Below are 26,173 nucleotides of genomic sequence, written 5' to 3'. Positions count from 1 at the left end.
GAGTCGCGGATCATGGGCGTGGTTTGGAGCGAGAGTGTCCCGCGCGACGGGCGGATCGGCCGCGAAGTGTCATGGATGTCGGCTCGCTTGGCTGTCGCCAGTGGCGGATCGGATGTCGCCCTGCGATCACGTGCGCTGCGGCTGGCGCGCGCGGCGTCGGGCCAGAATATGCGGCACTGCAAGCCGCCGGTTAAGCCCGCTCGCGTGACGAATCGGCGCATAGGTCGGCGTATTCGCAGCTTGCTGTCCATCTTGATGCTGACTGCGTCGCCCGCGTTCGCCGAGTCGCCCGAATTCGCAGCGGTCACACCCGATCACGCAATCTCCCTGCCGCAAGACACCGGTGCGCACGCGGGCTTTCGCACCGAGTGGTGGTATGCGACGGGCTGGCTCACCACGCCGGATAATCAGCCACTCGGATTTCAGATCACATTCTTCCGTTCCGCAACCGGGCATGATGCCGCCGATCCGAGTGCTTTCGCGCCTTCGCAATTGATCATTGCCCATGCCGCGTTAAGCGATCCCTCGCTCGGCCATCTTGCGCATGATCAGCGCATTGCCCGTCAAGGCTTCGGCCTGGCGTATGCGAAGCCGGCCAACACCGACGTCAAACTCGACGCATGGAAAATGATTCGGGCCGCCGACGGTCATTACGATGTCGTTGCGGATGCGAACGGCTTTTCGCTGCATCTCAAGTTGACACCGACGCAGGCACCGCTGATTCAGGGTGAACGCGGCTATTCACGCAAAGGTCCGCGGCCTGAGCAGGCGAGTTATTACTATAGCGAGCCGCAATTGCGCGTTACTGGCGGTGTGGTTCGACCGGTCGCGGCAGGCGGTCCGTCGCGTGGCGAGACTACTGTAACGGGAATGGCGTGGCTCGATCACGAATGGTCGAGCACGTTGCTCGATGCCAATGCGGCAGGCTGGGATTGGCTGGGTGCCAACCTCGCCGACGGCTCCGCGCTGATGGCATTCAAGGTGCGAAGTCGCGACGGACACGCCGTGTGGGCGCATGCGGCATTTCGCAAACCCGACGGCGAGGTGACGACATTCGGTCCCAATCAAGTCGACTTTACGCCGCTTCGCACATGGCGCTCGCCCCGCACGAACACTTCTTATCCCGTCTCGATGGCGGTCAAAACCGGCCTGCTGACATGGAAACTCGACCCGCTGATGGACGATCAAGAACTCGATTCGCGGCAATCGACGGGCGCGGTGTACTGGGAAGGCGCGGTGCGGGTAAGCCGCGAAGGTGTGGATGCCGGACGGGCCTATCTGGAACTGACGGGCTACGCGAACGCGTTGCGACTGGGCGGGGAATGAAGGCGGCTGTATTGCGCGGGATTGTCTGAGTATTTCTGCGGCGTAAACGCAGAAACCCCACCTTTGATGGGGTGGGGTTTCTGATGCTGCAGGGGAGCCTGACGATTACCTACTTTCACACGGGTAATCCGCACTATCATCGGCGTGGAGTCGTTTCACGGTCCTGTTCGGGATGGGAAGGGGTGGGACCGACTCGCTATGGTCATCAGGCTTTGACGGGTTGCCGTGTCGCCGGTTGGGCGGCACAGCCAATCTGGAAGAAGTAGTTTCTGGTGATGCTCACCAGGGGTAAAGCTGTTGGGGTTGTGTTGATTCTGGCACAACACGATCACTTAACCTGAGTGTTCCTGCCCCCTTCGGGGGTTGACCTGAGCAAGCGCTGAAGCGCTGACTCATGTCGAAACACACCTGTTATAGGATCAAGCCTTACGGGCAATTAGTATCAGTTAGCTTAACGCATTACTGCGCTTCCACACCTGACCTATCAACGTCCTGGTCTTGAACGACCCTTCAAGGGGCTCGAAGCCCCGGGGATATCTCATCTTAAGGCGAGTTTCCCGCTTAGATGCTTTCAGCGGTTATCTCTTCCGAACATAGCTACCCGGCGATGCCACTGGCGTGACAACCGGTACACCAGAGGTTCGTCCACTCCGGTCCTCTCGTACTAGGAGCAGCCCCCTTCAAATATCCAGCGCCCACGGCAGATAGGGACCAAACTGTCTCACGACGTTTTAAACCCAGCTCACGTACCTCTTTAAATGGCGAACAGCCATACCCTTGGGACCGGCTACAGCCCCAGGATGAGATGAGCCGACATCGAGGTGCCAAACACCGCCGTCGATATGAACTCTTGGGCGGTATCAGCCTGTTATCCCCAGAGTACCTTTTATCCGTTGAGCGATGGCCCTTCCATACAGAACCACCGGATCACTATGACCTGCTTTCGCACCTGCTCGACTTGTCGGTCTCGCAGTTAAGCACGCTTATGCCATTGCACTATCAGCACGATTTCCGACCGTACCTAGCGTACCTTCGTACTCCTCCGTTACACTTTGGGAGGAGACCGCCCCAGTCAAACTGCCTACCATGCACTGTCCCCGATCCGGATTACGGACCAAGGTTAGAACCTCAAACAAACCAGGGTGGTATTTCAAGGATGGCTCCACGCAGACTGGCGTCCACGCTTCAAAGCCTCCCACCTATCCTACACAGACCGGTTCAAAGTCCAATGCAAAGCTACAGTAAAGGTTCATGGGGTCTTTCCGTCTAGCCGCGGGGAGATTGCATCATCACAAACACTTCAACTTCGCTGAGTCTCGGGAGGAGACAGTGTGGCCATCGTTACGCCATTCGTGCAGGTCGGAACTTACCCGACAAGGAATTTCGCTACCTTAGGACCGTTATAGTTACGGCCGCCGTTTACCGGGACTTCAATCAAGAGCTTGCACCCCATCATTTAATCTTCCGGCACCGGGCAGGCGTCACACCCTATACGTCCACTTTCGTGTTTGCAGAGTGCTGTGTTTTTATTAAACAGTCGCAGCCACCAGTTTATTGCAACCCCTTCACCCTTTGCGCGCAGGCGCATCAGGCTACAGGGGCGTACCTTATCCCGAAGTTACGGTACCAATTTGCCGAGTTCCTTCTCCCGAGTTCTCTCAAGCGCCTTAGAATACTCATCTCGCCCACCTGTGTCGGTTTGCGGTACGGTCCTGTTAAACTGAAGCTTAGAGGCTTTTCTTGGAACCACTTCCGATTGCTTCTTCACCGAAGTGAATGGCCTCGCACCCTTGAATTCCGCGCCCGGATTTGCCTAAGCGCCTTCTCCAATGCAAGGACCGGGACTTCCAACACCCGGACAACCTTCCGCGATCCGTCCCCCCATCGCATTTAACAATGGTGCAGGAATATTAACCTGCTTCCCATCAGCTACGCATTTCTGCCTCGCCTTAGGGGCCGACTCACCCTACGCCGATGAACGTTGCGTAGGAAACCTTGGGCTTACGGCGAGGGGGCTTTTCACCCCCTTTATCGCTACTCATGTCAGCATTCGCACTTCCGATACCTCCAGCACACTTTTCAATGCACCTTCGCAGGCTTACGGAACGCTCTCCTACCATGCACATAAATGTGCATCCGCAGCTTCGGTATATTGCTTAGCCCCGTTACATCTTCCGCGCAGGACGACTCGATCAGTGAGCTATTACGCTTTCTTTAAAGGATGGCTGCTTCTAAGCCAACCTCCTGACTGTTTTAGCCTTCCCACTTCGTTTCCCACTTAGCAATATTTGGGGACCTTAGCTGGCGGTCTGGGTTGTTTCCCTCTTGACACCGGACGTTAGCACCCGATGTCTGTCTCCCGTGATTGCACTCTTCGGTATTCGGAGTTTGCTATGGCGTAGTAATCCGCAATGGACCCCACAACCATGACAGTGCTCTACCCCCGAAGGTGATACACGAGGCACTACCTAAATAGTTTTCGGAGAGAACCAGCTATTTCCAGGTTTGTTTAGCCTTTCACCCCTATCCACAGCTCATCCCCTAACTTTTCAACGTTAGTGGGTTCGGACCTCCAGTACGTGTTACCGCACCTTCATCCTGGCCATGGATAGATCACCTGGTTTCGGGTCTACACCCAGCGACTGAATCGCCCTGTTCGGACTCGCTTTCGCTACGCCTGCCCTAATCGGTTAAGCTTGCCACTGAATGTAAGTCGCTGACCCATTATACAAAAGGTACGCCGTCACCCCTTGCGAGGCTCCGACTGTTTGTATGCATGCGGTTTCAGGATCTGTTTCACTCCCCTCCCGGGGTTCTTTTCGCCTTTCCCTCACGGTACTGGTTCACTATCGGTCGATCACGAGTATTTAGCCTTGGAGGATGGTCCCCCCATCTTCAGACAGGATTTCACGTGTCCCGCCCTACTTGTCGTACACCTAGTTCTTCCTCGCTGTTTTCGTCTACAGGGCTATCACCTGCTATGGCGGCACTTTCCAGAGCCTTCGACTAACAATGAAGATAAAGAGTACAGGCTGGTCCCATTTCGCTCGCCACTACTCTGGGAATCTCGGTTGATTTCTTTTCCTGCGGTTACTTAGATGTTTCAGTTCACCGCGTTCGCTTCTCATGACCTATGTATTCAGTCATGGATGACCCATTCGGGCCGGGTTTCCCCATTCGGATATCGGAGGATCAAAGCTCGTTTGCCAGCTCCCCTCCGCTTTTCGCAGGCTACCGCGTCCTTCATCGCCTGTGATCGCCAAGGCATCCACCACATGCACTTGTTCGCTTGACCCTATAACGGGTGTGTCTCGCACGCCCTTCACTGGGAAGGACCGTGGCTGCCACACTCGCTACAGGTTGAGTATTCGTGTTGCGCCGTATTCCAAAGCAATCTTTCGATCACCTTTTCATACATTGATACAATCACAACCCTGATTCACCTACTCGCACACCCATCTCTAAGCATGCTTTCGTGAATCTCTTTACTACTTCTTCCTGATTGTTAAAGAACGACAGCCGATATCATGGTTGCTATAACCATGTATCACTCTGACTGGCTCAATCGCCAATGCACAGCACTCTGCTTCTCACAGCAGCGCTACGCATTGAGGATTGGTGGAGGATGACGGGATCGAACCGACGACCCCCTGCTTGCAAAGCAGGTGCTCTCCCAGCTGAGCTAATCCCCCAGTCATGCACAGACCATCATCTGTTGCCACTCAGGGGTTTTGCCGGTCAGCCATCGCAGACAAGACAATGGTGGGTCTGGATGGATTCGAACCATCGACCCCCGCCTTATCAAGACGGTGCTCTAACCGACTGAGCTACAGACCCCTGAGTCTGTCTGCGTTTCTGTCTTTAATTCACAGCCGATAAGCGTGAGCGCTCAACACGATTGACACGTGAGCTCGAGAAAGGAGGTGATCCAGCCGCACCTTCCGATACGGCTACCTTGTTACGACTTCACCCCAGTCATGAATCCTACCGTGGTGACCGTCCTCCTTGCGGTTAGACTAGCCACTTCTGGTAAAACCCACTCCCATGGTGTGACGGGCGGTGTGTACAAGACCCGGGAACGTATTCACCGCGGCATGCTGATCCGCGATTACTAGCGATTCCAGCTTCACGCACTCGAGTTGCAGAGTGCGATCCGGACTACGATCGGTTTTCTGGGATTGGCTCCCCCTCGCGGGTTGGCGACCCTCTGTTCCGACCATTGTATGACGTGTGAAGCCCTACCCATAAGGGCCATGAGGACTTGACGTCATCCCCACCTTCCTCCGGTTTGTCACCGGCAGTCTCCCTAGAGTGCTCTTGCGTAGCAACTAGGGACAAGGGTTGCGCTCGTTGCGGGACTTAACCCAACATCTCACGACACGAGCTGACGACAGCCATGCAGCACCTGTGTTATGGCTCCCTTTCGGGCACTCCCACCTCTCAGCAGGATTCCATACATGTCAAGGGTAGGTAAGGTTTTTCGCGTTGCATCGAATTAATCCACATCATCCACCGCTTGTGCGGGTCCCCGTCAATTCCTTTGAGTTTTAATCTTGCGACCGTACTCCCCAGGCGGTCAACTTCACGCGTTAGCTACGTTACCAAGTCAATGAAGACCCGACAACTAGTTGACATCGTTTAGGGCGTGGACTACCAGGGTATCTAATCCTGTTTGCTCCCCACGCTTTCGTGCATGAGCGTCAGTATTGGCCCAGGGGGCTGCCTTCGCCATCGGTATTCCTCCACATCTCTACGCATTTCACTGCTACACGTGGAATTCTACCCCCCTCTGCCATACTCTAGCCCGCCAGTCACAAATGCAGTTCCCAGGTTAAGCCCGGGGATTTCACATCTGTCTTAGCGAACCGCCTGCGCACGCTTTACGCCCAGTAATTCCGATTAACGCTTGCACCCTACGTATTACCGCGGCTGCTGGCACGTAGTTAGCCGGTGCTTATTCTTCCGGTACCGTCATCCCCCTCAGGTATTAACCAAGAGGTTTTCTTTCCGGACAAAAGTGCTTTACAACCCGAAGGCCTTCTTCACACACGCGGCATTGCTGGATCAGGCTTGCGCCCATTGTCCAAAATTCCCCACTGCTGCCTCCCGTAGGAGTCTGGGCCGTGTCTCAGTCCCAGTGTGGCTGGTCGTCCTCTCAGACCAGCTACAGATCGTCGCCTTGGTAGGCCTTTACCCCACCAACTAGCTAATCTGCCATCGGCCGCCCCTGTAGCGCGAGGTCCTAAGATCCCCCGCTTTCATCCACAGATCGTATGCGGTATTAATCCGGCTTTCGCCGGGCTATCCCCCACTACAGGACACGTTCCGATGTATTACTCACCCGTTCGCCACTCGCCACCAGGGTTGCCCCCGTGCTGCCGTTCGACTTGCATGTGTAAGGCATGCCGCCAGCGTTCAATCTGAGCCAGGATCAAACTCTTCAGTTCAAACCTGTTACTGTTTTTCGGTTGTCGCAGTTGCCTGCTTGCAACCGGTCGCTCACTCAACGTACTGACGAATGATCTCTCCATCTTTCAATGGAAAAACCTTCCTTTCATTACTGTGTGAGACTTGATACTTTCGCTTCCAGCAAACCCCGAAGGATCCACTGCGCGTCGCGCATCAAGCGCCCACACTTATCGGCTGTTAATTTTTAAAGATCGATTCCGCATTCACCACCAAACCGGCACCGCACGCCGCTGACATCTATCATCAGCATTCCAACTACCCGGCACCGCTTCGTTCTGCGTCGCTGCATCAGCAGCAGAGAAACGAGATTATGGAGAGCGAGCGACACGTCGTCAACCCCCTTCGCGCAATATTTTTCAGAAAGTTGAGCGGTACCGAAACAGGCACCATCACAACGCCGTCAAATTAGTTAGTCATCCGATTTAATTGTGCGCTCATGAGGCAATCGTACTCGTGACGGCCAGCCAGGCGATCAACGGCCGAGACTACCCGCCGCCAAATCAGTCAAGCGAGCCGCCTTGCAATATATAGAGCCACGACACACATCCCGCGCACATCCCGCAGCGGCATCGAAAGAACTGGAAAACCGGCGCCGCCGCAAAAACTAAAGTTTCCCTCACATCAGCCGTCAACCAAGATATCCCGCCACTCAAATCGCCGCCGACCATGGACAATCCAGTCGAGGAACACGTCGAGGAAGCCTCACCCGCAGCCCAAACTCCGGCCTTGAATCCGGAAAACGTGCCGGTAGGCAAGCCTCTCGACTGGCCGATCGTCGACGCCGACGGCACGCTGCTGTTCACCAGCGGCACCATCCTGGCGACCACGGACGAGCGCAACTTCCTGTTCGCGCACTTCCGTCCGCAGCGCGGCGACTTACTGGACGCGACCACGCAACCGCCACAGCAGACAGAGCCGCAAGCGGACCCCAACGGCGAACTGACGCTCAAAGACATGCATCTGGAAATCGGTGCATTGATCGGTGTGCGCTCGCAGCTCGGCAGCGGCGCGCCCATGCATCCGTGCCGCATCATCGGTTTCGCGCCGAATCATTCGCTTTTCGTTACTCCGCCGATGCACGAAGGCCGCATCTTCCCGCTCGGCATCGGTGAAAACATCGAAATCGTCGCGATTGCGAGCCATGCGGTGTTCCGTTTCGTCTGCACGATCGAAGCGATCTGCCGCACGCCGTTCGATTATGTCGTGCTGTCGAAGCCCGGCGTGATCCGCCGCCTGCGCGAACGCAAATCGATCCGCGTTCGCGCGCACCTCGCGGTGCGTTTCGGCATCGGCGAAACCGGCGAATCCTATGAAGGCCTCGGACTCGCGAAAGGCATTAGCGCACTCGGCATGTCGCTGACCGCCTCATGGAGTCTCGGCGCCGTCGGCGACCGGTTGCGCGTTGCCTTTCGCCTGAAGTCGAAGGATCTCAACACGGAGATCGAAACCACGGCGGTGATCCGCAACGTGCAGAAAGGCAGCGGCCCCGGCGAGCCCTCGACTCACGGGCTCGAACTCGATCAACTCGACGCAGCCCAGCAGATGGCAATGAAAGTCTTCGTGTTCGACCGTCAGGACGATGTGGTGTATTGGTCGAACGGCCTGAAATAAGCGCTCGCCCGTGAGCGGCACGACCCGCGCCGCTCAGCCCATCAGCATCAGTTCTTCCGGTGTCAAACGCCGAGCGCCCCAAGCATCGGCGAGCGTTTCGCAGCGGCCCAGCCGGATCGCCTCGCGCTCGAAATCGACGAACACCACCTCGTCCGCATCCAGCGGCCGCGCCGGCATGTCACGCGTGCGGCCATCGGTCAGAATCCACAACCAGCGTTGCTGGCCGGGCTTGCGGCGCGCGCTGCGATCCAGCAGTTCAGATGCACGCCGAACGCCCGCCGTCAGCGGCGTGCCGCCTCCGCCGCCCACTGGGCTCAGCCACCGCTCGTTCCACCAGCGCGGCACGGCGGGACCGAAACGCACGTCCGCAGCGGCGCCGCCGAAACAGACCAGCGCCGCCTCGGCCCGCGCCGCGCTCGCACGGTCGAACAGGGCGATCAGCAATCCCTTGGCGAGCGCGAGGCGCTGCCCGGCCAGCATGGAACCGGAGCAATCGAGTACGAAGCAGTGCAGCACGCCGCCGCGCGGCGCCTCGCGCGCGAAACGCAGATGCCCGGCGCGCAACGCCTCCTGGCGCTTCGCGGAGAGTGTGCGCAGCCAGTCGATGCGTATGCCCGGTTCGCCGCGCAAGCGCCCGCGCGTAGCGGGACCCGCGCCCGCGCCTTGCAGCCATCGAAAACCGCTGCGCAAGTCAGCGGCGGCGCCCTTCCGATGGCTCAGCGTTTTTTTACATTAAGTGGAATGACGCCCTTGACGTGCGTGGTTGCGGCCGGCTCGGGCGCGAGATAGCCCCAATCCGAATCGGCGGCGGCAGCGGCGGCCGGCGGCGGCCCATCGCCTTCCGCGGATGAGGACCTGCTATCGGAAGAAGCCGCACGTTCGGCGTCGCCCTCACGCGGGCCACCTTCGGCCGGCGACTCGCGAACATGCCGCCGATGAGCCAACACCGCCTCAGCCACCCGATCGACATGCTCCGCCGTCACCGCAGCCGCCTGTTCAAGCGCCGCCAACGCGCGCGCCGCGCGCAGCATCACGAGATCGGCGCGCAAACCATCCACGGCGGCGTCGATGCAGAGCGCGCTCACATGCGCATGCACGGCGTCATCGAACGCGAGTTGCGGCAGCGCTGCGCGCGCCACTCGAATCCGCTCGACATAAGCGGCCTGCTGCTGCGCATAGCCCGCGCGAAAGCCCTGCGGATCGAGATCGAACGCGAGCCGCGCCTTCACGATCGCCTGACGCACGCGCGGCTCGAAACAGTTCTGCAACTCGATCATCAAGCCGAAGCGGTCGATCAATTGCGGCCGCAGTTCGCCCTCTTCAGGATTCATCGTGCCGATCAGCACGAAGCTCGCGTCGTGGCTGTGCGATACGCCATCGCGTTCAACGGTATTCACGCCGCTCGCGGCGGCGTCGAGCAAGGCATCGACGAGCGCGTCGGGCAGCAGATTGACTTCATCCACATACAGCACGCCGCGGTGCGCCTTCGCGAGCAGACCGGGCGAGAAGCGCACCGACCCGTCGCGCAACACGGTTTCGAGATCGAGCGTACCGATCAGGCGATCTTCGCTCGCGCCAAGCGGCAGATTCACCAGTTGCCCTTCCGGCAACAACTCAGCCAGCGCGCGCGCCGCGGTCGACTTCGCGGTGCCACGCGGCCCGGTGACCAGCACGCCGCCCAATCCCGGATCGATGGCGGCCAGCAGCAGCGCCTGCTGCAACGGCGCCTGGCCGATCAGCGCGGCAAAGGGAAAAACGGGCCGCGCGGCGTTGGCACTCATCGTTGTACTCATGTTTGCATTCCTTCGATCTGCTGCTCGCTCGCAAGCAGATGCTGTTCGACTTGCGAGCGATAGTCGCCGGGCGCCTGCCACAAACCGCGCTGCATCGCTTCGAGCAGGCGCTCGCAGATCGAATGCAACGCGTGTGGGTTATGCCGCTGCAAGAACTCGCGGGTGTCTGCGTCGTTCAGATAGGCGTCGGTCACGAGCGCATATTGATGATCCGCGATCACGCGCGCCGTCGCATCGTAGCCATACAGATAATCGACGGTCGCGGCGATTTCAGCCGCGCCCTTGTACCCATGACGCTTCACGCCATCGAGCCATTTCGGATTGACCACGCGCGAGCGGATCACACGCGCGATCTCCTCGTGCAGCGTACGCACGCGCGGCGCGGCCGGATTGCTGTGGTCGGCGTGATACACGCTCGGCTGATCGCCGGCCAGATGGCGCACCGCGGCAACCATGCCGCCCTGGAACTGGTAGTAATCGTTCGAATCGAGCAGGTCGTGCTCGCGGTTATCCTGGTTCTGCAGCACCACGTCCATTGCGGCGAGACGTGCGCCGAACGCGTGGCGCGCTTCTTCGCCCGCGCTCTTTTGCGTGTACGCGTAGCCGCCCCACGCCTGATATGCGTTCGCCAGATCGGCGTCGGTCTGCCACTGCTGCGAGTCGATCATGTCCTGCAGACCCGCGCCGTAGGCGCCGGGCTGCGCGCTGAACACACGCCAGCCGGCGCGCTTGCGCGCTTCGGCGGCGTCCATGCCGCGCGCGATCAGCGCATCGCGTTCGCGCAGCACGCGCGCGCGAATCGGATTCAGGTCCGCGGGTTCGTCGAGTTCGGCGACGGCCTGCACGGCGGCGTCGAACAAATGCATGACGTTGGCGAAGGCGTCGCGGAAGAATCCGGACACCCGCAAGGTGACATCGATTCGCGGCCGGTCGAACACCTCGATCGGCATGATTTCAAAATCGGTCACGCGATGGCTGCCCGGCGCCCACTTCGGCCGAACGCCGAGCAATGCGAGCGCTTGGGCGATATCGTCGCCACCGGTGCGCATGGTCGCGGTGCCCCAAACGGACAGACCAATGGCGCGCGGATAGTCGCCTTTCTCCTGCAAATGCCGTTCAATCAACTGCTGGGCAGATTTCAAGCCGAGCGACCAGGCGGCTTGCGTCGGCACCGCGCGCGTGTCGACCGAATAGAAGTTGCGGCCGGTGGGCAGCACGTCGGGCCGGCCACGCGACGGCGAACCGCTCGGCCCCGGCGGCACGAAACGGCCTTCGAGGCCGCGCTTTAGCTGAAGCATTTCCTGTGGACCGCAGGCGTCGAGCCGCGGCAGCACGTCGTTACGCAGACGCTCGATCACTTGCTCCGCTCGCGGCAAGCTCACTGCGAGCGGCAACGCCGTTGCTGATGCGTCCGTTCGATCACCGCACACGCCGCGCAATAACTCAGCCGCCAGCAACTCCAGCCGTTCACGCGTATCGCCGCAGTGCCGCCACGGCGCATCGCTCACGCATTGCAGCACGTCGGGACGCGGACCGTCCCACACCGCCGACCAATCCACCGACAACGGGTCGAACAGATGATCCATCTCCAGATCACGCGCCAATGCATCGATCAAACCGGCCTTGCCGCCTTGCCCGTCGCCGACTGGAAAACGTCCCAGCGCCAGCAACGTATCCCGCCGCTGCACGCCATCAGGCGATTGCCCGAACGTATGCAAGCCGTCGCGAATCTGCGCTTCCTTCAGCTCGCATAGCCACGCGTCGACGCGCGTGAGCAGCGCGTCTTCATCGTCCTGTCCGTTGGGCGCCGCGAGACTCAGTTCCTCATGCAGTTTATGTTCGACGATGGTCGCCAGAATCGTGCGCCGCAACAGTTTCGAGCGGCGCGGGTCGACCATCAGCGCTTCATAGTATTCGTCGACCTGACGCTCCAGGTCCTGCAACGGTCCATAACTTTCGGCACGCGTGAGCGGCGGCATCAGATGATCGATGATCACAGCCTGCGCGCGCCGCTTGGCCTGGCTGCCCTCGCCCGGATCGTTGACGATGAACGGATACAGATGCGGCATCGGCCCGAGAATCAGATCGGGCCAGCACGTGTCGCTCAATGCGACGCTCTTGCCGGGCAGCCATTCCAGATTGCCGTGCTTGCCGACATGCACGATTGCGTCGATGCCGAACTGGTGACGCAACCAGAAATAGAACGCCAGATACGCATGTGGCGGTACGAGTTCGGCGTCGTGATAGCTCGCGTAATCACCCTGCTCGCGCGAGCGCGATGGTTGAATGCCGACGAACACCTGACCGCAACGCCAGCCCGCGATCATGAAGCGGCCGCGCCGCAGCGTCGGGTCCTCGTCCGGCGTGCCCCAACGCGCGTTCAACGCGTTGCGTACTTCAAGAGGTAAGGCGTTGAAATACCGCAGATAGTCGTCGAGCGCGAGGCTTTGCAGCGCGGGACGCAGATCGCGCACGACCGGATCGTTGGTCACGCCTTCGGTGAGCTTTTTCAGCAGCGCGTCGCCGTTCCTGGGCAAATCCGCGAGACGATAGCCTTCGTCGCGCAGCATCGACAGAATACCGACCACCGAAGCCGGCGTATCGAGCCCCACGCCATTGCCGATGCGCCCTTCGCTCATCGGATAGTTGGCGAGGATCAGCGCGAGCTTCTTGTCCGCGTTATCGAGTGAACGCAGACGGCACCAGCGCCGGCTCAATTCGGCGAGAAAACCTACCCGCCCGGCGTCCGGCTGATAACGCACCACATCGACCTGCGTGTGCGGACAACGGTACGCGAGTCCCTTGAAACTGATCGCGCGCGTGATGATGCGGCCGTCCACTTCCGGCAGCGCGATATGCATGGCGATATCGCGCGAATTGAGACCCTGATTGTCCTTGACCCAATCCTCGCGATTGCCGCCGCTCAGAATCACCTGCAGCACCGGCGCGTCGCCGGCGAGCGCGAGCGGCTCGGGGTCGTCGATCGCGGAGGCGGCGAACGCGGTCGTATTCAGCACCAGCGCCACCTCGTGCTGCGCGCACAGCGATTGCACGACGTCGCGGCTCATCGCATCTTTCAGCGAGGTAATCGCGATCGGCAGCGGATTCAGACCTTGCGATTCGAGTGCGTCGATCAGCGCGTCGAACACCGCCGTGTTGGCGGCCTGCAGATGCGCCTTGTAGAAGAGGATCGCCGCAACCGGCGCTCCTGGTTTCCAGCGCGCCTGCCAGTCGGCCACGGTCGGCGTATCGCGCTCGGGATGGTAGAGCGTCGCGGCGGGCAACGCGCGCGGTGGCGCAGGTTCGCGCCCCCAGCCGAAGGCGCGGTGCGCGATACAGCGCAGGAACGCCTCGGCATTTTGCGGGCCGCCTTCACGCAGATAGCGCCACAGTTGATGACACAGATCCGCGCTCGCGGTGCTGCGCGCGAGCAGGTTCGGATCTTCCTGCAAGTCGCCGGAGAACATGGCGAGCGTCTGCTGCTTGCGCTCGGCGAGCGCCACCACCTGCTCGATACCGTAAGGCCAATACGCTTCGCCACCGAGGTGGTCGACCACCACCACGCGCGCATGCTGCAAGACGTCTTCGAGATAAAAATCCACCGACGCCGGTTGCCGCAAATACGTGACGTTCGCGAGCCGCACGCCCGGGAAGCCTTCACCCAGGCGCGGAAAAACGCTGGCCAGCAGCGAAAGCGTAGTGTCGGCGGAACTGAGCACCACGATATCCGCGGGTTGCTGATCGATCCGGATCACGCCTTGCGTGTCGTCGACAAAACCGCCCGGCGTGGTGCGCAGCAGATGCATACGCGCTTACGCCTGTTGCGTTTCGGCACTCGACGGCACGCCGAGCGCCGCGTCGAATGCAAGCTGCAAGGCGGGCTGATCGAGGTCTTCACCGATCAGCACGAAGCGGCTCGGGCCGCTTTCGCCGGCCTGCCAGCGTCGATCGAAATAGCTGTCGAAGCGGCGCCCAACGCCTTGAATCACCAGACGCATCGCCGCGCCCGGCAGCGCCGCGAAGCCTTTGACGCGATAGATCGTGTTGGTCTCGACCAGCTGTTGCAACGCGGCGATCACCGCCTCGCGCGACGACGCGTTCGCCTGCACGACCACCGAGTCGAATTCGTCGTGATGGTGGTCGGCGTCGTCGGCTGAACCGTGGTGATCGTGGCGCAAGTGGATCGTGTCTTCCGACGCCGCTTCGAGGCCCAGCAACGTATGCAGATCGAGTTGGCCCATGTGTGCGCGAACGATTTTCACTTGCGGCGGAATTTCTTCGCGGATCGAAACTTCAACCGCGCTTTGCTGCGCGTCGTCGAGCAAATCCGTTTTGTTCAGAATCACCAGATCGGCCGCCGACAATTGATCTTCGAACAATTCGTGCAACGGCGACTCGTGATCGAGATTCGGATCGGCTTTGCGCTGCGCATCCACGGCGACGGGGTTGTCCGCGAACTGGCCGCTCGCGGCGGCCAGGCCGTCCACCACGGTGACCACGGCGTCCACGGTGAAGCTGTTCTTGATCTGCGGCCAGTTGAACGCTTGCACCAGCGGCTTCGGCAACGCGAGGCCCGAGGTCTCGATCAACACGTGATCGATCTGCTCGCGGCGCTCCACGAGTTTTTCCATTACCGGGAAAAACTCTTCCTGCACGGTGCAGCACAGGCAGCCGTTCGCGAGTTCATACAATTGGCCTTCGGTCTCGACGCCGTTTTCATCGCAACCGATGCCGCAACCCTTGAGGATTTCCCCGTCGATGCCGAGTTCGCCGAATTCGTTGACGATCACCGCGATGCGCTTGCCGCCCGCATGCTGAAGAATATGCCGCAGCAGCGTGGTCTTGCCGCTGCCGAGAAAGCCCGTGACGATGGTGACGGGGATCTTGCGCATTTGAGTTTGCATCGTGAGGTCCATCCGTAGGAGTTGCACGTGCACGCCGGCGTGTTTTTCGGCTTATGCCGGGGCAAACGGAGCACACGCCCGGCCAGCCACGACAATATCAAAACACGGGGACGAACGACGGCGTTGCCGCGACAACAGAAAACAGAAAACAGAAAGCGGGAATGAGATCATGAACGCAGCGCCGCATCCCCGCGGCGTTCGCCCTTCGTTATCTGGCCGGTATCCGGGCTGGCGAAAGCGCCGCTTCCCCTTCCCGGGCGAGTGGTTTCTCGCCCAGTGGTGATATGCCGACGCGGCCTTGCGCGTGGACATCGAAGCCGGCTCCGCGGTGCCGATCGACTGCGTTGAACACTGCAATCAGCACCACATTTCGCTTACCGTTGCGGGGGCAGCACAGGTTGACCCGATCCATGGCAGGTGGGCACCCTGTTTCCCGTTTAACTGCATGCGCACGAGCGCGCACACGAGCACCAAAGTGCGTGCGAGTGTAGGCCCGCAGCCCTGTGCCGTCAAGGAAACGCAAGCCGCAAGCGCTTATCGGGCGGGGCGCCATGTGCTATCGTATGCGCGCGTTTGGTGCCCGCACATGCATTCGCGTGTGCAGTTAAACGGGAAACAGGCAGCGCTCAGAGCGCCCAACCTGTGCTGTCCCCGCAACGGTAAGCGACCTGCGGCGCGATGTTGAATCGACTTGCGCCGCGCATGCGTTTTTTAAGCCACTGTCCGGCAATTTCCAGCGAATGCGGACGGGAAGGCAAAGCGCGTGAGGCCGCCAGCCCGGATACCGGCCAGACGCGGAGGCGGCGAACCTCAAGGCATCATCGCGCCGCCGACCGCCGGAATCCGCGAGGGACGGATGTGAAGGCGCTGAAGCACGACGCAGTGTGTCCGTGTCGGCGAGTTTCGTGTGAAATTCGCTGCGAACCACGCATTGCGCCGTGCCTGAATCCGTAGCACTGCATGACCCCAAAGTCCGCCGTCTGGCGACCCTTCGCGTTTTACTCTTTCCCGCTTGTCAGGACATGGCGCCCGCCATGCACGCCGCGATGACCCGCGCCTGGCTGATCGGCGCCGGCCCCGGCGACGTCGAACTCATGACCATCAAGGCCACCCTTGCATTGGCGCAAGCCGATGTCGTGCTGGTCGACGATCTGGTGAATCCCGAGGTCCTGCAATTCGCGCGCGCCGACGCGCTGGTCGTCTACGTGGGCAAACGCGGCGGTCATCCGTCCACACCGCAGGAAGGCATCGTCGCGCAGATGCTCGAACATGTGCGGGCCGGGCGTAGCGTCGCGCGTTTGAAAGGCGGCGATCCGTTCGTATTCGGCCGTGGCGGCGAAGAACAGCAGGCGCTGCACGCGGCGGGTATCGAGGTGGAAGTCATCAACGGCATCACGGCGGGCATCGCGGCGCCCGCGGCAATCGGGATTCCGGTCACGCATCGCGATCACGCGCAGGGCGTGGTGTTCGTCACCGGGCACGGCGCGGGCAGCGGCGAGCCGGACTGGGCCGCGCTCGTGGCCACGCGCATGACGCTCGTGATCTATATGGGTATGCGGCGGCTCAACGATATCGTCGGCGCGCTGCTGGCGGCCGGCATGAGCGCCGACACGCCGTGCGCGGCGATCGAATCGGCCACGCGTCCCGAGCAACGCCATGCGCTCGCGCGGCTTGGTGAGTTTGCCGCCACCGTCGCGCGTGCCGGGCTCGGCTCGCCGGCGATCGTGGTGATCGGCGGGGTGGCGTCGCTTGCGTTGGCGCGAGAGGAGGCACATGCGGAACTTGCCGCGACGCCGCGCACGGAAGGAACGGATCCGCGATGAAAACGCTTAGCGTCGGCATCGGTTGCCGTTTGCACAGCCCGGCTGAGCAGATCGAAGCCGCTGTGCGCGCCGCGCTCGGCGCGCATTCGTTCGACGAAATCCGTACCGTCGCCTCGCTCGATAGCAAAGCCCGCGAAGCTGGCTTGCTCGAATTCTGCGCGCGGCACGCGCTGCCGCTGACATTCTTCAGCCTTGAACAGATCGCGGCGATGCCCGTCGCGGTGCCTTCGGCGTCAGCGCGCGAGCACCTCGGCGTGGACGGCGTCTGCGAGCCATGCGCGCTGCTTGGCGCGGCGGCCGACGCCGGGGGCGGGGCCGGGCTTAGTGAATCTGTCATAGGCAATGCGCCTCGCGCCACACTCCTCGTGCGCAAAACCGTTTATGCAGGCGTGACCGTGGCGATCGCCTCAACCACCGCTCAAGCCGCTCAGTCCGCTCAAGCCGAACACCCAGACAACGACACACAGAAACAGGACCTGCCATGAAGACCGATCCCGAATCGCATCAACGCATGACCGAGCGCCGCCGCGAGGGCCACGAGAAAAAACAGGCCAATGCCACCGTCGAAAAAGGCCTGCTGATCGTCAACACCGGCACCGGCAAAGGCAAAACCACCGCTGCGTTCGGCATGGCCGTGCGTGTGCTCGGCCACGGCATGCGTCTCGGCGTCGTGCAGTTCATCAAGGGCGCGCTGCACACTTCCGAGCGCGACTTTCTCGGTGCGATCGCCAACTGCGATTTCGTCACGATGGGCGACGGCTACACGTGGAACACGCAGAACCGCGACGCCGACATCGCGACCGCGCGCAAAGGCTGGGACGAAGCGCGCCGCATGATCGAAAGCGGCGAGTACCAGATGGTGATCCTCGACGAGCTGAACACGGTGCTCAAGTACGAATACCTGCCGCTCGACGAAGTGCTGTCGGTAATCAACGCGCGCGCGCCGATGTTGCACGTGGTGGTGACCGGCCGTCACGCGCCGGACGCATTGATCGAAGCCGCCGACCTCGTCACCGAAATGCGCATCGTCAAGCATCCGTATCGCGAGCAAGGCGTGAAAGCGCAGCGCGGCGTGGAGTTCTGAGCGATGGCCGCGTGCCCCGCCCTGTTCATCAGCGCGCCCGCGTCGGGTCAAGGCAAGACCACGATCACTGCGGGTCTCGCGCGCTACCATCGGCGGCTGGGGCGGCGCGTGCGCGTCTTCAAGACCGGACCGGATTTTCTCGACCCGATGATTCTGGCGCGCGCGAGCGGCGCGCCGGTCCTCTCGCTTGATCTATGGATGGTGGGCGAAGCCGCCTGCCGCACGCTGCTCGCGCAAGCGGCCGCCGAGGCCGACCTGATCCTGATCGAAGGCGTGATGGGTCTGTTCGACGGCACGCCGAGCAGCGCCGATCTCGCCACCACGTTCGGCGTGCCGGTGCTCGCGGTGATTTCGGCGAAGGCGATGGCGCAGACCTTCGGCGCAGTCGCTTTCGGTCTCGCGCAATTCCGGCCGCAGGTGCCGTTTTACGGCGTGCTCGCCAATCGCGTCGGTTCGGCACGGCATGCGCAGATGCTCGAAGAAGCGTTGTCACCGGCATTGCGCTGGTGCGGGCACATCGCCGCCAGCGATGAAATCACGTTGCCCGATCGTCACCTCGGCTTGCATCAGGCGGATGAAATCGACGACCTCGACGCGCGCCTCGATCACGCCGCTGACACGTTAGGCCGCACCGCGCTCGCCGAATTGCCGCCGCCTGTCGAGTTCGGCGCGCCCACACCCGAGGTCCTGCCGCGCCTGCTGGACGGCAAGACGATCGCTGTTGCGCGCGACGCCGCGTTCTCGTTCATCTATCCGGCCAACCTCGCGCTGTTGGAAGTACTCGGCGCGCAAGTGGCCTTCTTCTCGCCGCTCGCGGACGAGGCACTACCCGAACACGCCGACGCTGTGTATCTTCCAGGCGGCTACCCGGAACTGCATGCCGCAGCGCTTGCGAACAACAACCGCAGCGCCGCAAGCATTCACGCGCACGCGGCCGCCGGCAAACCGCTCGTCGCCGAATGCGGCGGCATGCTCTATCTGCTCGACCAACTCACCGACACGCACGGCGTGACCACGCCGATGCTCGGCCTGCTGCCCGGCCACGCGACGATGCAAACACGCTTCACCGCGCTCGGCATGCAACAGATCGACAGCCTGCACGGGCCGATGACCGGCCACACATTTCACTACTCGAAGCTGAACACTTCGCTCACGCCGCTGCGCTCGGCCACAAGGCCGCAGGGCGACGCACCCGGCGAGGCCGTTTATCGCGCCGGCTCGATCGTGGCGACTTACATGCACGCTTATTGGCCCTCCAACCCGGCCTTCACGGCCGCCCTGTTCCATGGCGAAGCCTTTTAACGATTCCGAGCGCGACGCCGTCTACCGCGCGATCTACGAACGCCGCGACATGCGCCATTTCGTGCGCGATCCGGTCGATCCGGCCGTGTTGCAGCGCCTGCTCGACGCCGCACATCACGCGCCGAGCGTCGGCTTCATGCAGCCGTGGCGGATCGCGCGGATCACAGATCCCGCGCTGCGCACGGCCCTGCACGACGCGGTGGAAAACGAACGGCTCGCCACCGCCGATGCGCTCGGCAAACGCCGCGAAGAGTTCATGAAGCTGAAAGTGGAAGGCATGCTGGAGTGCGGCGAACTGCTGGTGATGGCGCTGATGGACGGCCGCGAACGTCACATTTTCGGCCGCCGCACCTTGCCGGAGATGGACCTCGCGTCGGTGGCCTGCGCGATCCAGAACATGTGGCTCGCCGCGCGCGCCGAAGGTCTCGGCATGGGCTGGGTATCGCTATTCGACGTCGACGCGGTTCGCCAACTGCTGCGCATGCCCGAGGGCGCGCGTCCCGTGGCGATTCTGTGTCTCGGCCACGTCGACCGGTTTTATAGCGAGCCGATGCTGGAAACCGAACGCTGGGCGAGCCGTGTGCCGCTCGCCGATTGCGTGTTCGAAAACCGCTGGCCCGAAGACAACGATGCGCCGAAATGAACTCGACGCGCGCTACGGCTGAAGCGGCTTCACCGACGTCACCGTCGGCACGCCGCCAGTTTCGTCGGCGCGCAGTTTCACGCGCCAATCCGGCGGCGCATCGAAGGGAAATCTGGCGAGCGCGCTTTTGACGAGCGTCGGCATGGCGTGCAGCGGGTCCGCGTCGCGATCGCTGCTCACCGCGCTGACTTTGTAGACTTCGTGTCCGCTCGCGCGCTCGAAAAACCGCAGCGTCAGCGCATGCTGGTACGCGGGACCGCCGAACAGCGAGAATGGCGCGGCGGGCCCGCGTCGGCAGTCGCCTGATGCACAGCCGTTTTCATTGACGACGATCGTCGCCGGCCGCGTGTCGTAGGCGACTGAGAGCAGATAGCGCGCGGTTCCAGCCGTCGTCGCGACGAAGCCCTGCTTCGCCAACTCGTTCACCAACAAACTCTCGAATTGCGGTTGATCCGCGCCGGCTTCCTGCGACGGCATGCGCGCGATCGTATAAGTCCGCTCGCCTTGCAGCGCGGCGGCCGCGTTGGTGGCGTCGGCGGTATGCACATCGGCGCTCAGGCCCGCGCAACCGGTGAGACTTGCCGCGGCTAGCGCGGCACAGATCAGGATTGCTTTCACCATCTTCTCGCTTCGATAAAGTGCATGTTCATACGTCATGGGCGCGGCGTGAAAGCGGCGCCCGATTGTGCGTCTTCGAGCACCGGCAGGCAGATCGTGAATGCCGTGCCCTGGCCGGGTTCGCTGGCCACCTCGACATCGCCGCCATGACGCGTGACGACCGTCTTGACGAAGGCCATGCCGAGCCCCGCGCCGCCCACTTCCGGCCGCTCGGTTTCGTGAAACCGCCGGAAGCGCTCGAACAGCCCCGCCTGCTGGTCTTTCGGAATGCCGTAGCCCTGATCGCGAATCGTGCACGACACGCGCTTCGCCGCCGGCACGCCCTTCGGCGTCAGGCTCGCGAGGCTGCACACGATGCGCGTATCCGGCGGGCTGTACTTGACCGCGTTGTTCAGAATGTTGACGAGCGCGCGCGTCATCAGCGAACGGTCGGCGCAGATCCAGTCGTCGTCGGCAGCGTCGGCAGCGCCCGTCTCCGTGTGCAGAGTGATGCGCTTAGCGTGTGCCTGCGGCCAGACTTCGTCGCTCGCGTCGATCAGCAACTCAGCGAGACTCACCGGTTCGAGCACATAGGTTTGCGATTCGGCGCGCGCCAGTTGCACAAAGTCGTCGGCCAGCGTCAGCGCACGCTGCGCGTAGCGTTCGATGCGCTCGAGCAAACCGCGCGCGAGCACCGGCTCGCGGCGGGCACGCTCGATCTCCACCAGCGCGAGAATCGATGCCTGCGGCGAACGCATGTCGTGCGAGAGGAGCCGCAGCGCGTCTTCGCGCTGACGCTCGGCCGCATGCAAGGCCGACACGTCGACGAGGCCCGCGATCCAGCCGGTGGTCTCGCCCTGCGCGTTGGTGCAGTTCGCGTAGCGCAGCAAATGATCGCGCTCTTCGACGTCGCGCACCTCGACGCCGTGCGCCATCAGCGCGGCGAATTCGTGCCGCGTGGGATCGAGCGGCGCCGGCCAGTGCGCGCGGGCGAGCAGACTGTTTTCGGCGTCCGACGCGGCATCGGTGTCGATCGTCTTCACGAGCGTCAGACCGCCCAGCACGGCCTGCATCGGACGGCCTTCAGGCAGCGGCGCGCCGAGGCGCGCGAAATGCGCCTTGGCGGCATGATTCGCGATCAGCACGACGCCGCGTACGTCGCTCACGAGGATCGGCTCGGGCATGCTGTCGAGGCTGTTCCACACGAAACGCTTCATGTCCTGCACGCGCTGCGCGGCCTGCGCCATCAGCGCCATATGCTGCTCCAGCACGTCGCCGCCGAACTCGCGGCGGCGCTGCGGCGTTTCCGGCAGCAGATGGGGTTCGTCGGCGAGACGCTGCAGTTCTCCGCGCAGATAGGCCATCGTCATTTCGAGGCGCCGCCAGTTCCAGATCGGATACACGGCCACAAGACCGACGATTGCCGGCACCGGCGACATCCAGAGCCGCGCGCCGTACAGCAAGGCGGCGCTGCCGGCCGCCGCGAGCAGACACAAGGCGCCGGTCAGCAGCAACGAACGGCGCGGCGACAACACCAGAAATCCGGCCAGTAACGCGGCAAGCGGCGCGAGCGACACCGCGAACAGAATCCACGGATAGACCGGCTCGATCTCGCGGCCGGTGAGCAGCGTGTCGAGCACGTTCGCGTGGATGTACACGCCGGGCAGCGGGCCGAGTTTGCCGGACACCGGCGTCGCGAAACGGTCGTACAAGCCGGACGCGGTCACGCCGATCAGCACGATGCGGCCGCGCAACTGCTCCGGCGGCACGTCGCCGGCGAGCACGCGCGCGAAACTCAGCTTCGTGTAGTTCTGCGCGTTCGGACCGAATGGGATCAGGAAACGGCCTTCGCCGCCGTCGTCGGCGGCGGGGTCGGTTTCGGCTGCGGGCAAAGCGCGGCCGCGCTGCGAGCCGTTCAGATGGAGCGAGCCGTGCTCCACCGCCTGGGCGACCGGCACCATCAACTGCGGCCAGCGTGAGTCAGCGTCGCCCTCATAGCGCGCGACGCTGCGCACGATGCCGTCGCTGTCGACTTCGAGATTGATATGGCCGAGCCCCGCCGCCGCATGCGCGAGCGGCGCCACCGGCTCGACCACGACGCGGCGGCCGCTGTCATCGGGCGCAGTGAGCAAGATCGGCAGATAGGTTGGACTCAGCGCAATCGCGCGGGCGAGTTCGGCGTCTTGCGGATTGGCTTCGGTGAACAGCACGTCGTAGATCACCGCGGCGGGTTGCGCGCCGGCGATCTGTTCCAGCAGCTTCGCGTGAACACTGCGCGGCCATGGCCAGCGGCCGAGTTGCGCGATGCTCGCGTTGTCGATTTCGACCACCACGATATCGCGCAGCAGCGGTTGCGCACGCAGGCTCAGCAAGCGGTCGTAGACCAGATGATCGACGCTCGCGCTCAGACGCCCGAGCGAACTGAGCAGAATCACCACGATGCCGAGACAGCCGATGCCCACCCATTCGATCAGGAAGCGGCGGCCGGCGCGCCGTCCGAGACGGGCGCGCGGATCGAGGCTCAGAAGCGTAGGTGTGGTCGGCAAAGGGTGGCTTGGTTCGATACCAGGAAGCGGGCTGACGCATGGCTCAGCCCCGTGAATCTACCAGCGTCAGCGCGCAAGCGTAAACGAGCGCACCGCGCTGCTCTTTTCATAGAAGCGGCCGTTCTCGAACTGCTCGGCGACGATCGTCCAGTAATAGACGCCGGCCGGCAGGTCGCTCACGATCAGTTGACCGCCCGACAGATCGGTGCGGTCCACGAGCGGATGGCGCAGATCGGCCGTGCTCGCCAGCACGAAACGGAAGCGCGTCTCGACCGTGCCACGGCTGACGAACCAGCGGAATTCATAGTCGCGGCTGCCGGCTCGCTGCTTCGCCGAGGCGGCCAAACCGAGCTGGCGGCGTTCGAACGCGTACACCTGCGGCAAGCCTTCGAGGCCGTGAGCGTCGATCGCGGCGACGCGTACGAAATAGGTGCCGTCGGCCAGGTCGCCGAAATCCGCGTGCGGTTCGCTCACGCGCTGGTCGCGAATCAGGTCGAGCTGGTCGGCGTCGCGCGCGATCTGCATGCGGTAGGCCACCGCGCGGTCGGCCGGCACGAGGTCGAACGCCACCGTTTTGCCGTCCTGCACCCTGGCCGGCTGCGTGAGCGCCGGCGCGGGCAGCAATTCGACCGGATCGCCGATCGCGCCGCCCGCCCGCGTCACACTGCCGAAGCGCGCCTTCACGAGTTGCGAGGAGGCCTGCAGCGGCGCGCCGGGCGGCGGCGTGAAAGCGCGGCCGCCGAGTGCGGCAGGGTCGACGCCGACCGCGCCGTCCAGCACTTCCACCGCGGTGGTTTGCGCGCCGCCGTCGTAGGCGACCTTGAAGCGCGTGCCGCGCACGCCCGCCACGACGGATGGCGAGCGGATCTGAAAGCGGTCGTCCTTTTTGGTCGCGTGCGTGACCTGGCTTTCGACTTCGCCGTTGCGCAGTTCGAGCAGGCGATCGCCGGCGCCGGTCAGCGTGGTGCGCCTCAGCGTGCCGATATCCAGCAAGCCGTTCTGTCCAATCGTGACATGCGAGCCGTCCGGCAATTCCAGCGTGACAAAACCGTTGTCGCCAGTGCGCACCCGGTCGCCTTCGCCGAGCGTCGCGCCTTCGGCAAGCGGCACGTAAGGGTTCTTGCCGAAGGCGTGCTCGGCCGGTCCGCTGGTCGCGATCACGCGAGCGGATTCCTGTTCCTGCTTGAGCTTGTCGGCGGGCAGAAGCAGTGCGATGCCGGCCGGCAAGCGGCGCGGCGCGGGCACATGATTCAGGCGGCTCAGCACGGCCCAATCGCTCGGGTCGCGCATATAGCGGCCGGCGATCTCGTAAAGCGTATCGCCTTCGTGGGTCAGATACGAGACATAGGCCGGCGCGGCGGCTTTCGCACGCGGCTTCGGCGCGCGCGACGCTTGCGCGGACGCCGACACCGGCGCGAAACAGGTCATCACGAGCAGGCCGGCGGCCGCGATCCATACGCCGCTGCGGCGGGCCGGCGAGATCAGGCAACCACGCGCTGCCCCAGCGACGGAAAGCGTCACGCCTCCCCCGCTTCGGGGCGTTCGCCGGCCGCTGCCGGCGGCGTGGCGGAATCGATTCGCTCCAGCCGGTAACCATAGCCGTAAATCGGCGTCAGCCGATAGCCCTGCTCCGGGCGCAGGCCGAGCTTGCTGCGCAGCATCGACACGTGGGTGTCCATGGTGCGCGACGGAATGTCGGTCGCCTGCTTCCAGATCACGTCGAGAATATGCGCGCGCGACAGCGGCCGGCTCAGATGCTGGAACAGCAGAAGCGCGAGTTCGAATTCCTTCTGCGTGACGGCGACCGTCGTGCCGCGCGCCACCACGTGCTTGGCGCCCAGATCGAACTCGAATTCGCCGAAGACTTCCTTCGCCGCGGGCGGCTTGAGGTGATACGCGCGACGCAACAGTGAACCGACGCGCGCCAGCAAGACCGCTGCGGACACCGGTTTGACGACGTAGTCGTCCGCGCCCGTGTTGAGAATCGACGTGATGTCGGTTTCGCGGCCGCGGCTCGTCATGAACAGCACCGGCAGACGCTCGGAGAGGCTTTCGCGCACCCAGCGCAGCACCTCTTCGCCCGACATGTCGGGCACATTCCAGTCGAGCACCAGCAGATCGAATGTCTGGCGCCGCAACTGCCGCACCAGTTCGCGGCCCGCACCGTATGCGTGACAGATATGGCCCGCCGCCGACAGCGTTTGGCAAACCAGGTCGGCCTGAGCCGAATCGTCATCCAGGACAGCAATTCTCATAACACCCCGCAACGCGACATCATTCGTAACTGGTGGCCGGCTAGCCGGCAGATGACCGGGATGACGGCGTAAGCACCGACGATCCGGCTTTCAATTTCATCTTCGGCTGCACATTTTTCTAGTGGTCCTTTGCCTTGCGCCCTGTTCAGGTCTTCCGCTGCCATCTCGATATTAGGACGCGTGATTCGCTTTATCGCGCGAGGTATCGAGGGGGAAGGCCATCATAATCGAAAACAGCTGCTGTTTTCCGGATGCGATTAAGCCGCTATCCGCTCCGGCTATGCGACATCATTTTATTGGTATCGACCACTCGGGTTGTGGTTCGGATCGGCTGGTCTCGCCTGCGCGGTGATTGGCCCCGTTCGCCGTTGTCTTTTCTGGCCGCGTTCTGCATTCAACTCGCGGCGATTTGACAATTTGCGAGTCAGTATAGGAACAGTCTCAAAATAAATCGTTTAAAGATTGTTAAACCGAGGGGCTCGCGACCCGGACAAAAAATGCGGCGCGGCCTCAATCCAGAGGCCGGCGCCGCTCAAACATCACACGCTCGCGGGGGTCTAGCCGCACGAGTGAAGTCAAATTAGCCCGTCATAAAATCGAGCTCAAGATGAAAAAACTGCGTTTGTAACCGGCAGCAAGGTAGTTATTACGTCGGACGTAATTCATTCGGAACGCAGAGCTTGCGCCATAAGCGTTGAAAATCGTATGAATTGAAGTGTCTGCATCGGGAAATTTACATACGCAGTCATTTTGTTACAGTCGATGCCGGTCGTCTGATTCTTACGGCAGCCTTCAATCAATCAATCGGCCAGCGGGCCGG

15 protein-coding genes, 2 tRNA genes, 3 rRNA genes and 2 riboswitches are annotated in these 26,173 nt (G+C 62.4%); of the genes, 7 read left to right on the top strand and 13 right to left on the bottom strand.

Annotation, left to right across the window (positions count from 1 at the left end; all coding sequences use genetic code 11):
• Nucleotides 1-255: 255 nt before the first annotated feature.
• Nucleotides 256-1,326 carry a lipocalin-like domain-containing protein gene (locus tag BPHYT_RS24890; RefSeq protein ID WP_041759588.1) on the top strand — a complete coding sequence of 357 codons (1,071 nt, stop codon included), beginning with the start codon at nucleotides 256-258 and terminating at the stop codon, nucleotides 1,324-1,326.
• 96 nt (nucleotides 1,327-1,422) lie between these two features.
• On the opposite strand, the gene rrf is transcribed toward BPHYT_RS24890, so the two are convergent.
• The 5 genes from rrf to BPHYT_RS24865 all read right to left on the bottom strand — a co-directional run bounded on the left by rrf (nucleotide 1,423) and on the right by BPHYT_RS24865 (nucleotide 6,773).
• Nucleotides 1,423-1,536, bottom strand: a 5S ribosomal RNA gene (gene rrf, locus BPHYT_RS24885).
• A gap of 205 nt (nucleotides 1,537-1,741) precedes the next feature.
• Nucleotides 1,742-4,621: ribosomal RNA gene (locus BPHYT_RS24880) — 23S ribosomal RNA — on the bottom strand.
• A gap of 321 nt (nucleotides 4,622-4,942) precedes the next feature.
• Nucleotides 4,943-5,018: transfer RNA gene (locus tag BPHYT_RS24875), tRNA-Ala, on the bottom strand.
• 68 nt (nucleotides 5,019-5,086) lie between these two features.
• Nucleotides 5,087-5,163, bottom strand: a tRNA-Ile gene (locus BPHYT_RS24870).
• A gap of 79 nt (nucleotides 5,164-5,242) precedes the next feature.
• Nucleotides 5,243-6,773: ribosomal RNA gene (locus BPHYT_RS24865) — 16S ribosomal RNA — on the bottom strand.
• Together the 16S, 23S and 5S rRNA genes with 2 tRNA genes alongside form the textbook arrangement of a ribosomal RNA operon.
• 688 nt (nucleotides 6,774-7,461) lie before the next feature.
• Here BPHYT_RS24865 and BPHYT_RS24860 point away from each other — a divergent pair.
• Complete coding sequence (locus BPHYT_RS24860) at nucleotides 7,462-8,406, top strand: flagellar brake protein (RefSeq protein WP_012426879.1); 945 nt, start codon at nucleotides 7,462-7,464, stop codon at nucleotides 8,404-8,406.
• A 33-nt stretch (nucleotides 8,407-8,439) separates the two neighbouring features.
• On the opposite strand, the gene BPHYT_RS24855 is transcribed toward BPHYT_RS24860, so the two are convergent.
• From BPHYT_RS24855 to cobW, 4 genes are all read right to left on the bottom strand, one after another.
• Nucleotides 8,440-9,036, bottom strand: coding sequence for a vWA domain-containing protein (locus BPHYT_RS24855; protein WP_012426878.1), 597 nt, complete (start codon nucleotides 9,034-9,036; stop codon nucleotides 8,440-8,442).
• An 86-nt stretch (nucleotides 9,037-9,122) separates the two neighbouring features.
• The gene (locus BPHYT_RS24850; protein WP_012426877.1) at nucleotides 9,123-10,199 is read right to left on the bottom strand and encodes an ATP-binding protein; all 1,077 of its coding nucleotides are present in this window, start codon (nucleotides 10,197-10,199) and stop codon (nucleotides 9,123-9,125) included.
• A complete protein-coding gene (gene cobN, locus BPHYT_RS24845; protein ID WP_012426876.1) occupies nucleotides 10,196-14,005 on the bottom strand; it encodes a cobaltochelatase subunit CobN in 3,810 nt (1,269 codons plus the stop codon). The genes BPHYT_RS24850 and cobN overlap by 4 nt, the downstream gene beginning before the upstream one ends.
• A 6-nt stretch (nucleotides 14,006-14,011) precedes the next feature.
• The gene (gene cobW / locus BPHYT_RS24840; protein WP_012426875.1) at nucleotides 14,012-15,103 is read right to left on the bottom strand and encodes a cobalamin biosynthesis protein CobW; all 1,092 of its coding nucleotides are present in this window, start codon (nucleotides 15,101-15,103) and stop codon (nucleotides 14,012-14,014) included.
• 197 nt (nucleotides 15,104-15,300) lie between these two features.
• Nucleotides 15,301-15,593, bottom strand: a riboswitch (cobalamin riboswitch).
• 67 nt (nucleotides 15,594-15,660) lie between these two features.
• A riboswitch (cobalamin riboswitch) is annotated at nucleotides 15,661-15,910 on the top strand.
• Between the two features lie 239 nt (nucleotides 15,911-16,149).
• On the opposite strand from cobW, the gene cobA reads away from it, so the two are divergent.
• The 5 genes from cobA to bluB are packed head-to-tail and all read left to right on the top strand — an operon-like array spanning nucleotide 16,150 to nucleotide 19,955.
• Complete coding sequence (cobA, locus tag BPHYT_RS24835; protein WP_041759586.1) at nucleotides 16,150-16,926, top strand: uroporphyrinogen-III C-methyltransferase; 777 nt, start codon at nucleotides 16,150-16,152, stop codon at nucleotides 16,924-16,926.
• Nucleotides 16,923-17,411: a cobalamin biosynthesis protein gene (locus BPHYT_RS24830; RefSeq protein ID WP_012426873.1), complete on the top strand. Its 489-nt coding sequence runs from the start codon at nucleotides 16,923-16,925 to the stop codon at nucleotides 17,409-17,411. Before cobA ends, BPHYT_RS24830 begins: the two co-directional genes overlap by 4 nt.
• Nucleotides 17,408-18,010, top strand: a complete 603-nt coding sequence (cobO, locus tag BPHYT_RS24825; protein ID WP_012426872.1) for a cob(I)yrinic acid a,c-diamide adenosyltransferase — start codon at nucleotides 17,408-17,410, stop codon at nucleotides 18,008-18,010. Before BPHYT_RS24830 ends, cobO begins: the two co-directional genes overlap by 4 nt.
• A 3-nt stretch (nucleotides 18,011-18,013) precedes the next feature.
• On the top strand, nucleotides 18,014-19,312 hold the full coding sequence (locus BPHYT_RS24820; RefSeq protein ID WP_012426871.1) for a cobyrinate a,c-diamide synthase: 1,299 nt from the start codon (nucleotides 18,014-18,016) through the stop codon (nucleotides 19,310-19,312).
• On the top strand, nucleotides 19,296-19,955 hold the full coding sequence (gene bluB / locus BPHYT_RS24815; protein ID WP_012426870.1) for a 5,6-dimethylbenzimidazole synthase: 660 nt from the start codon (nucleotides 19,296-19,298) through the stop codon (nucleotides 19,953-19,955). Before BPHYT_RS24820 ends, bluB begins: the two co-directional genes overlap by 17 nt.
• A gap of 12 nt (nucleotides 19,956-19,967) precedes the next feature.
• Here the strand turns inward: bluB and BPHYT_RS24810 are convergent, their stop codons facing one another.
• From BPHYT_RS24810 to BPHYT_RS24795, 4 genes are all read right to left on the bottom strand, one after another.
• Nucleotides 19,968-20,612 carry a DUF4136 domain-containing protein gene (locus tag BPHYT_RS24810; RefSeq protein ID WP_012426869.1) on the bottom strand — a complete coding sequence of 215 codons (645 nt, stop codon included), beginning with the start codon at nucleotides 20,610-20,612 and terminating at the stop codon, nucleotides 19,968-19,970.
• Nucleotides 20,609-23,098 (bottom strand): CHASE2 domain-containing protein, encoded by a 2,490-nt coding sequence (locus BPHYT_RS24805; protein WP_012426868.1) that lies wholly within the window; start codon nucleotides 23,096-23,098, stop codon nucleotides 20,609-20,611. The genes BPHYT_RS24810 and BPHYT_RS24805 overlap by 4 nt, the downstream gene beginning before the upstream one ends.
• Before the next feature lie 66 nt (nucleotides 23,099-23,164).
• Nucleotides 23,165-24,619 (bottom strand): FecR domain-containing protein, encoded by a 1,455-nt coding sequence (locus BPHYT_RS24800; protein ID WP_012426867.1) that lies wholly within the window; start codon nucleotides 24,617-24,619, stop codon nucleotides 23,165-23,167.
• Complete coding sequence (locus BPHYT_RS24795; RefSeq protein WP_012426866.1) at nucleotides 24,616-25,353, bottom strand: response regulator transcription factor; 738 nt, start codon at nucleotides 25,351-25,353, stop codon at nucleotides 24,616-24,618. Before BPHYT_RS24795 ends, BPHYT_RS24800 begins: the two co-directional genes overlap by 4 nt.
• Between the last annotated feature and the right edge of the window lie 820 nt (nucleotides 25,354-26,173).

Source organism: Paraburkholderia phytofirmans PsJN (genome assembly GCF_000020125.1).
GTDB classification, from domain to species: Bacteria; Pseudomonadota; Gammaproteobacteria; order Burkholderiales; family Burkholderiaceae; genus Paraburkholderia; species Paraburkholderia phytofirmans.
The sequence above is the reverse complement of the archived record's forward strand: the minus strand, read 5'-3'. Positions and strand labels throughout refer to the sequence as shown.

Coding starts and splice junctions, on each gene's coding strand:
- cobN (WP_012426876.1), bottom strand. CDS start 14,005: ATGCATCTGCTGCGCACCACGCCGGGCGGTTTTGTCGACGACACGCAA.
- BPHYT_RS24860 (WP_012426879.1), top strand. CDS start 7,462: ATGGACAATCCAGTCGAGGAACACGTCGAGGAAGCCTCACCCGCAGCC.
- cobO (WP_012426872.1), top strand. CDS start 17,408: ATGAAGACCGATCCCGAATCGCATCAACGCATGACCGAGCGCCGCCGC.
- BPHYT_RS24830 (WP_012426873.1), top strand. CDS start 16,923: ATGAAAACGCTTAGCGTCGGCATCGGTTGCCGTTTGCACAGCCCGGCT.
- BPHYT_RS24795 (WP_012426866.1), bottom strand. CDS start 25,353: ATGAGAATTGCTGTCCTGGATGACGATTCGGCTCAGGCCGACCTGGTT.
- BPHYT_RS24890 (WP_041759588.1), top strand. CDS start 256: ATGCTGACTGCGTCGCCCGCGTTCGCCGAGTCGCCCGAATTCGCAGCG.
- BPHYT_RS24850 (WP_012426877.1), bottom strand. CDS start 10,199: ATGAGTACAACGATGAGTGCCAACGCCGCGCGGCCCGTTTTTCCCTTT.
- cobA (WP_041759586.1), top strand. CDS start 16,150: ATGACCCGCGCCTGGCTGATCGGCGCCGGCCCCGGCGACGTCGAACTC.
- cobW (WP_012426875.1), bottom strand. CDS start 15,103: ATGCAAACTCAAATGCGCAAGATCCCCGTCACCATCGTCACGGGCTTT.
- BPHYT_RS24820 (WP_012426871.1), top strand. CDS start 18,014: ATGGCCGCGTGCCCCGCCCTGTTCATCAGCGCGCCCGCGTCGGGTCAA.
- bluB (WP_012426870.1), top strand. CDS start 19,296: ATGGCGAAGCCTTTTAACGATTCCGAGCGCGACGCCGTCTACCGCGCG.
- BPHYT_RS24810 (WP_012426869.1), bottom strand. CDS start 20,612: ATGACGTATGAACATGCACTTTATCGAAGCGAGAAGATGGTGAAAGCA.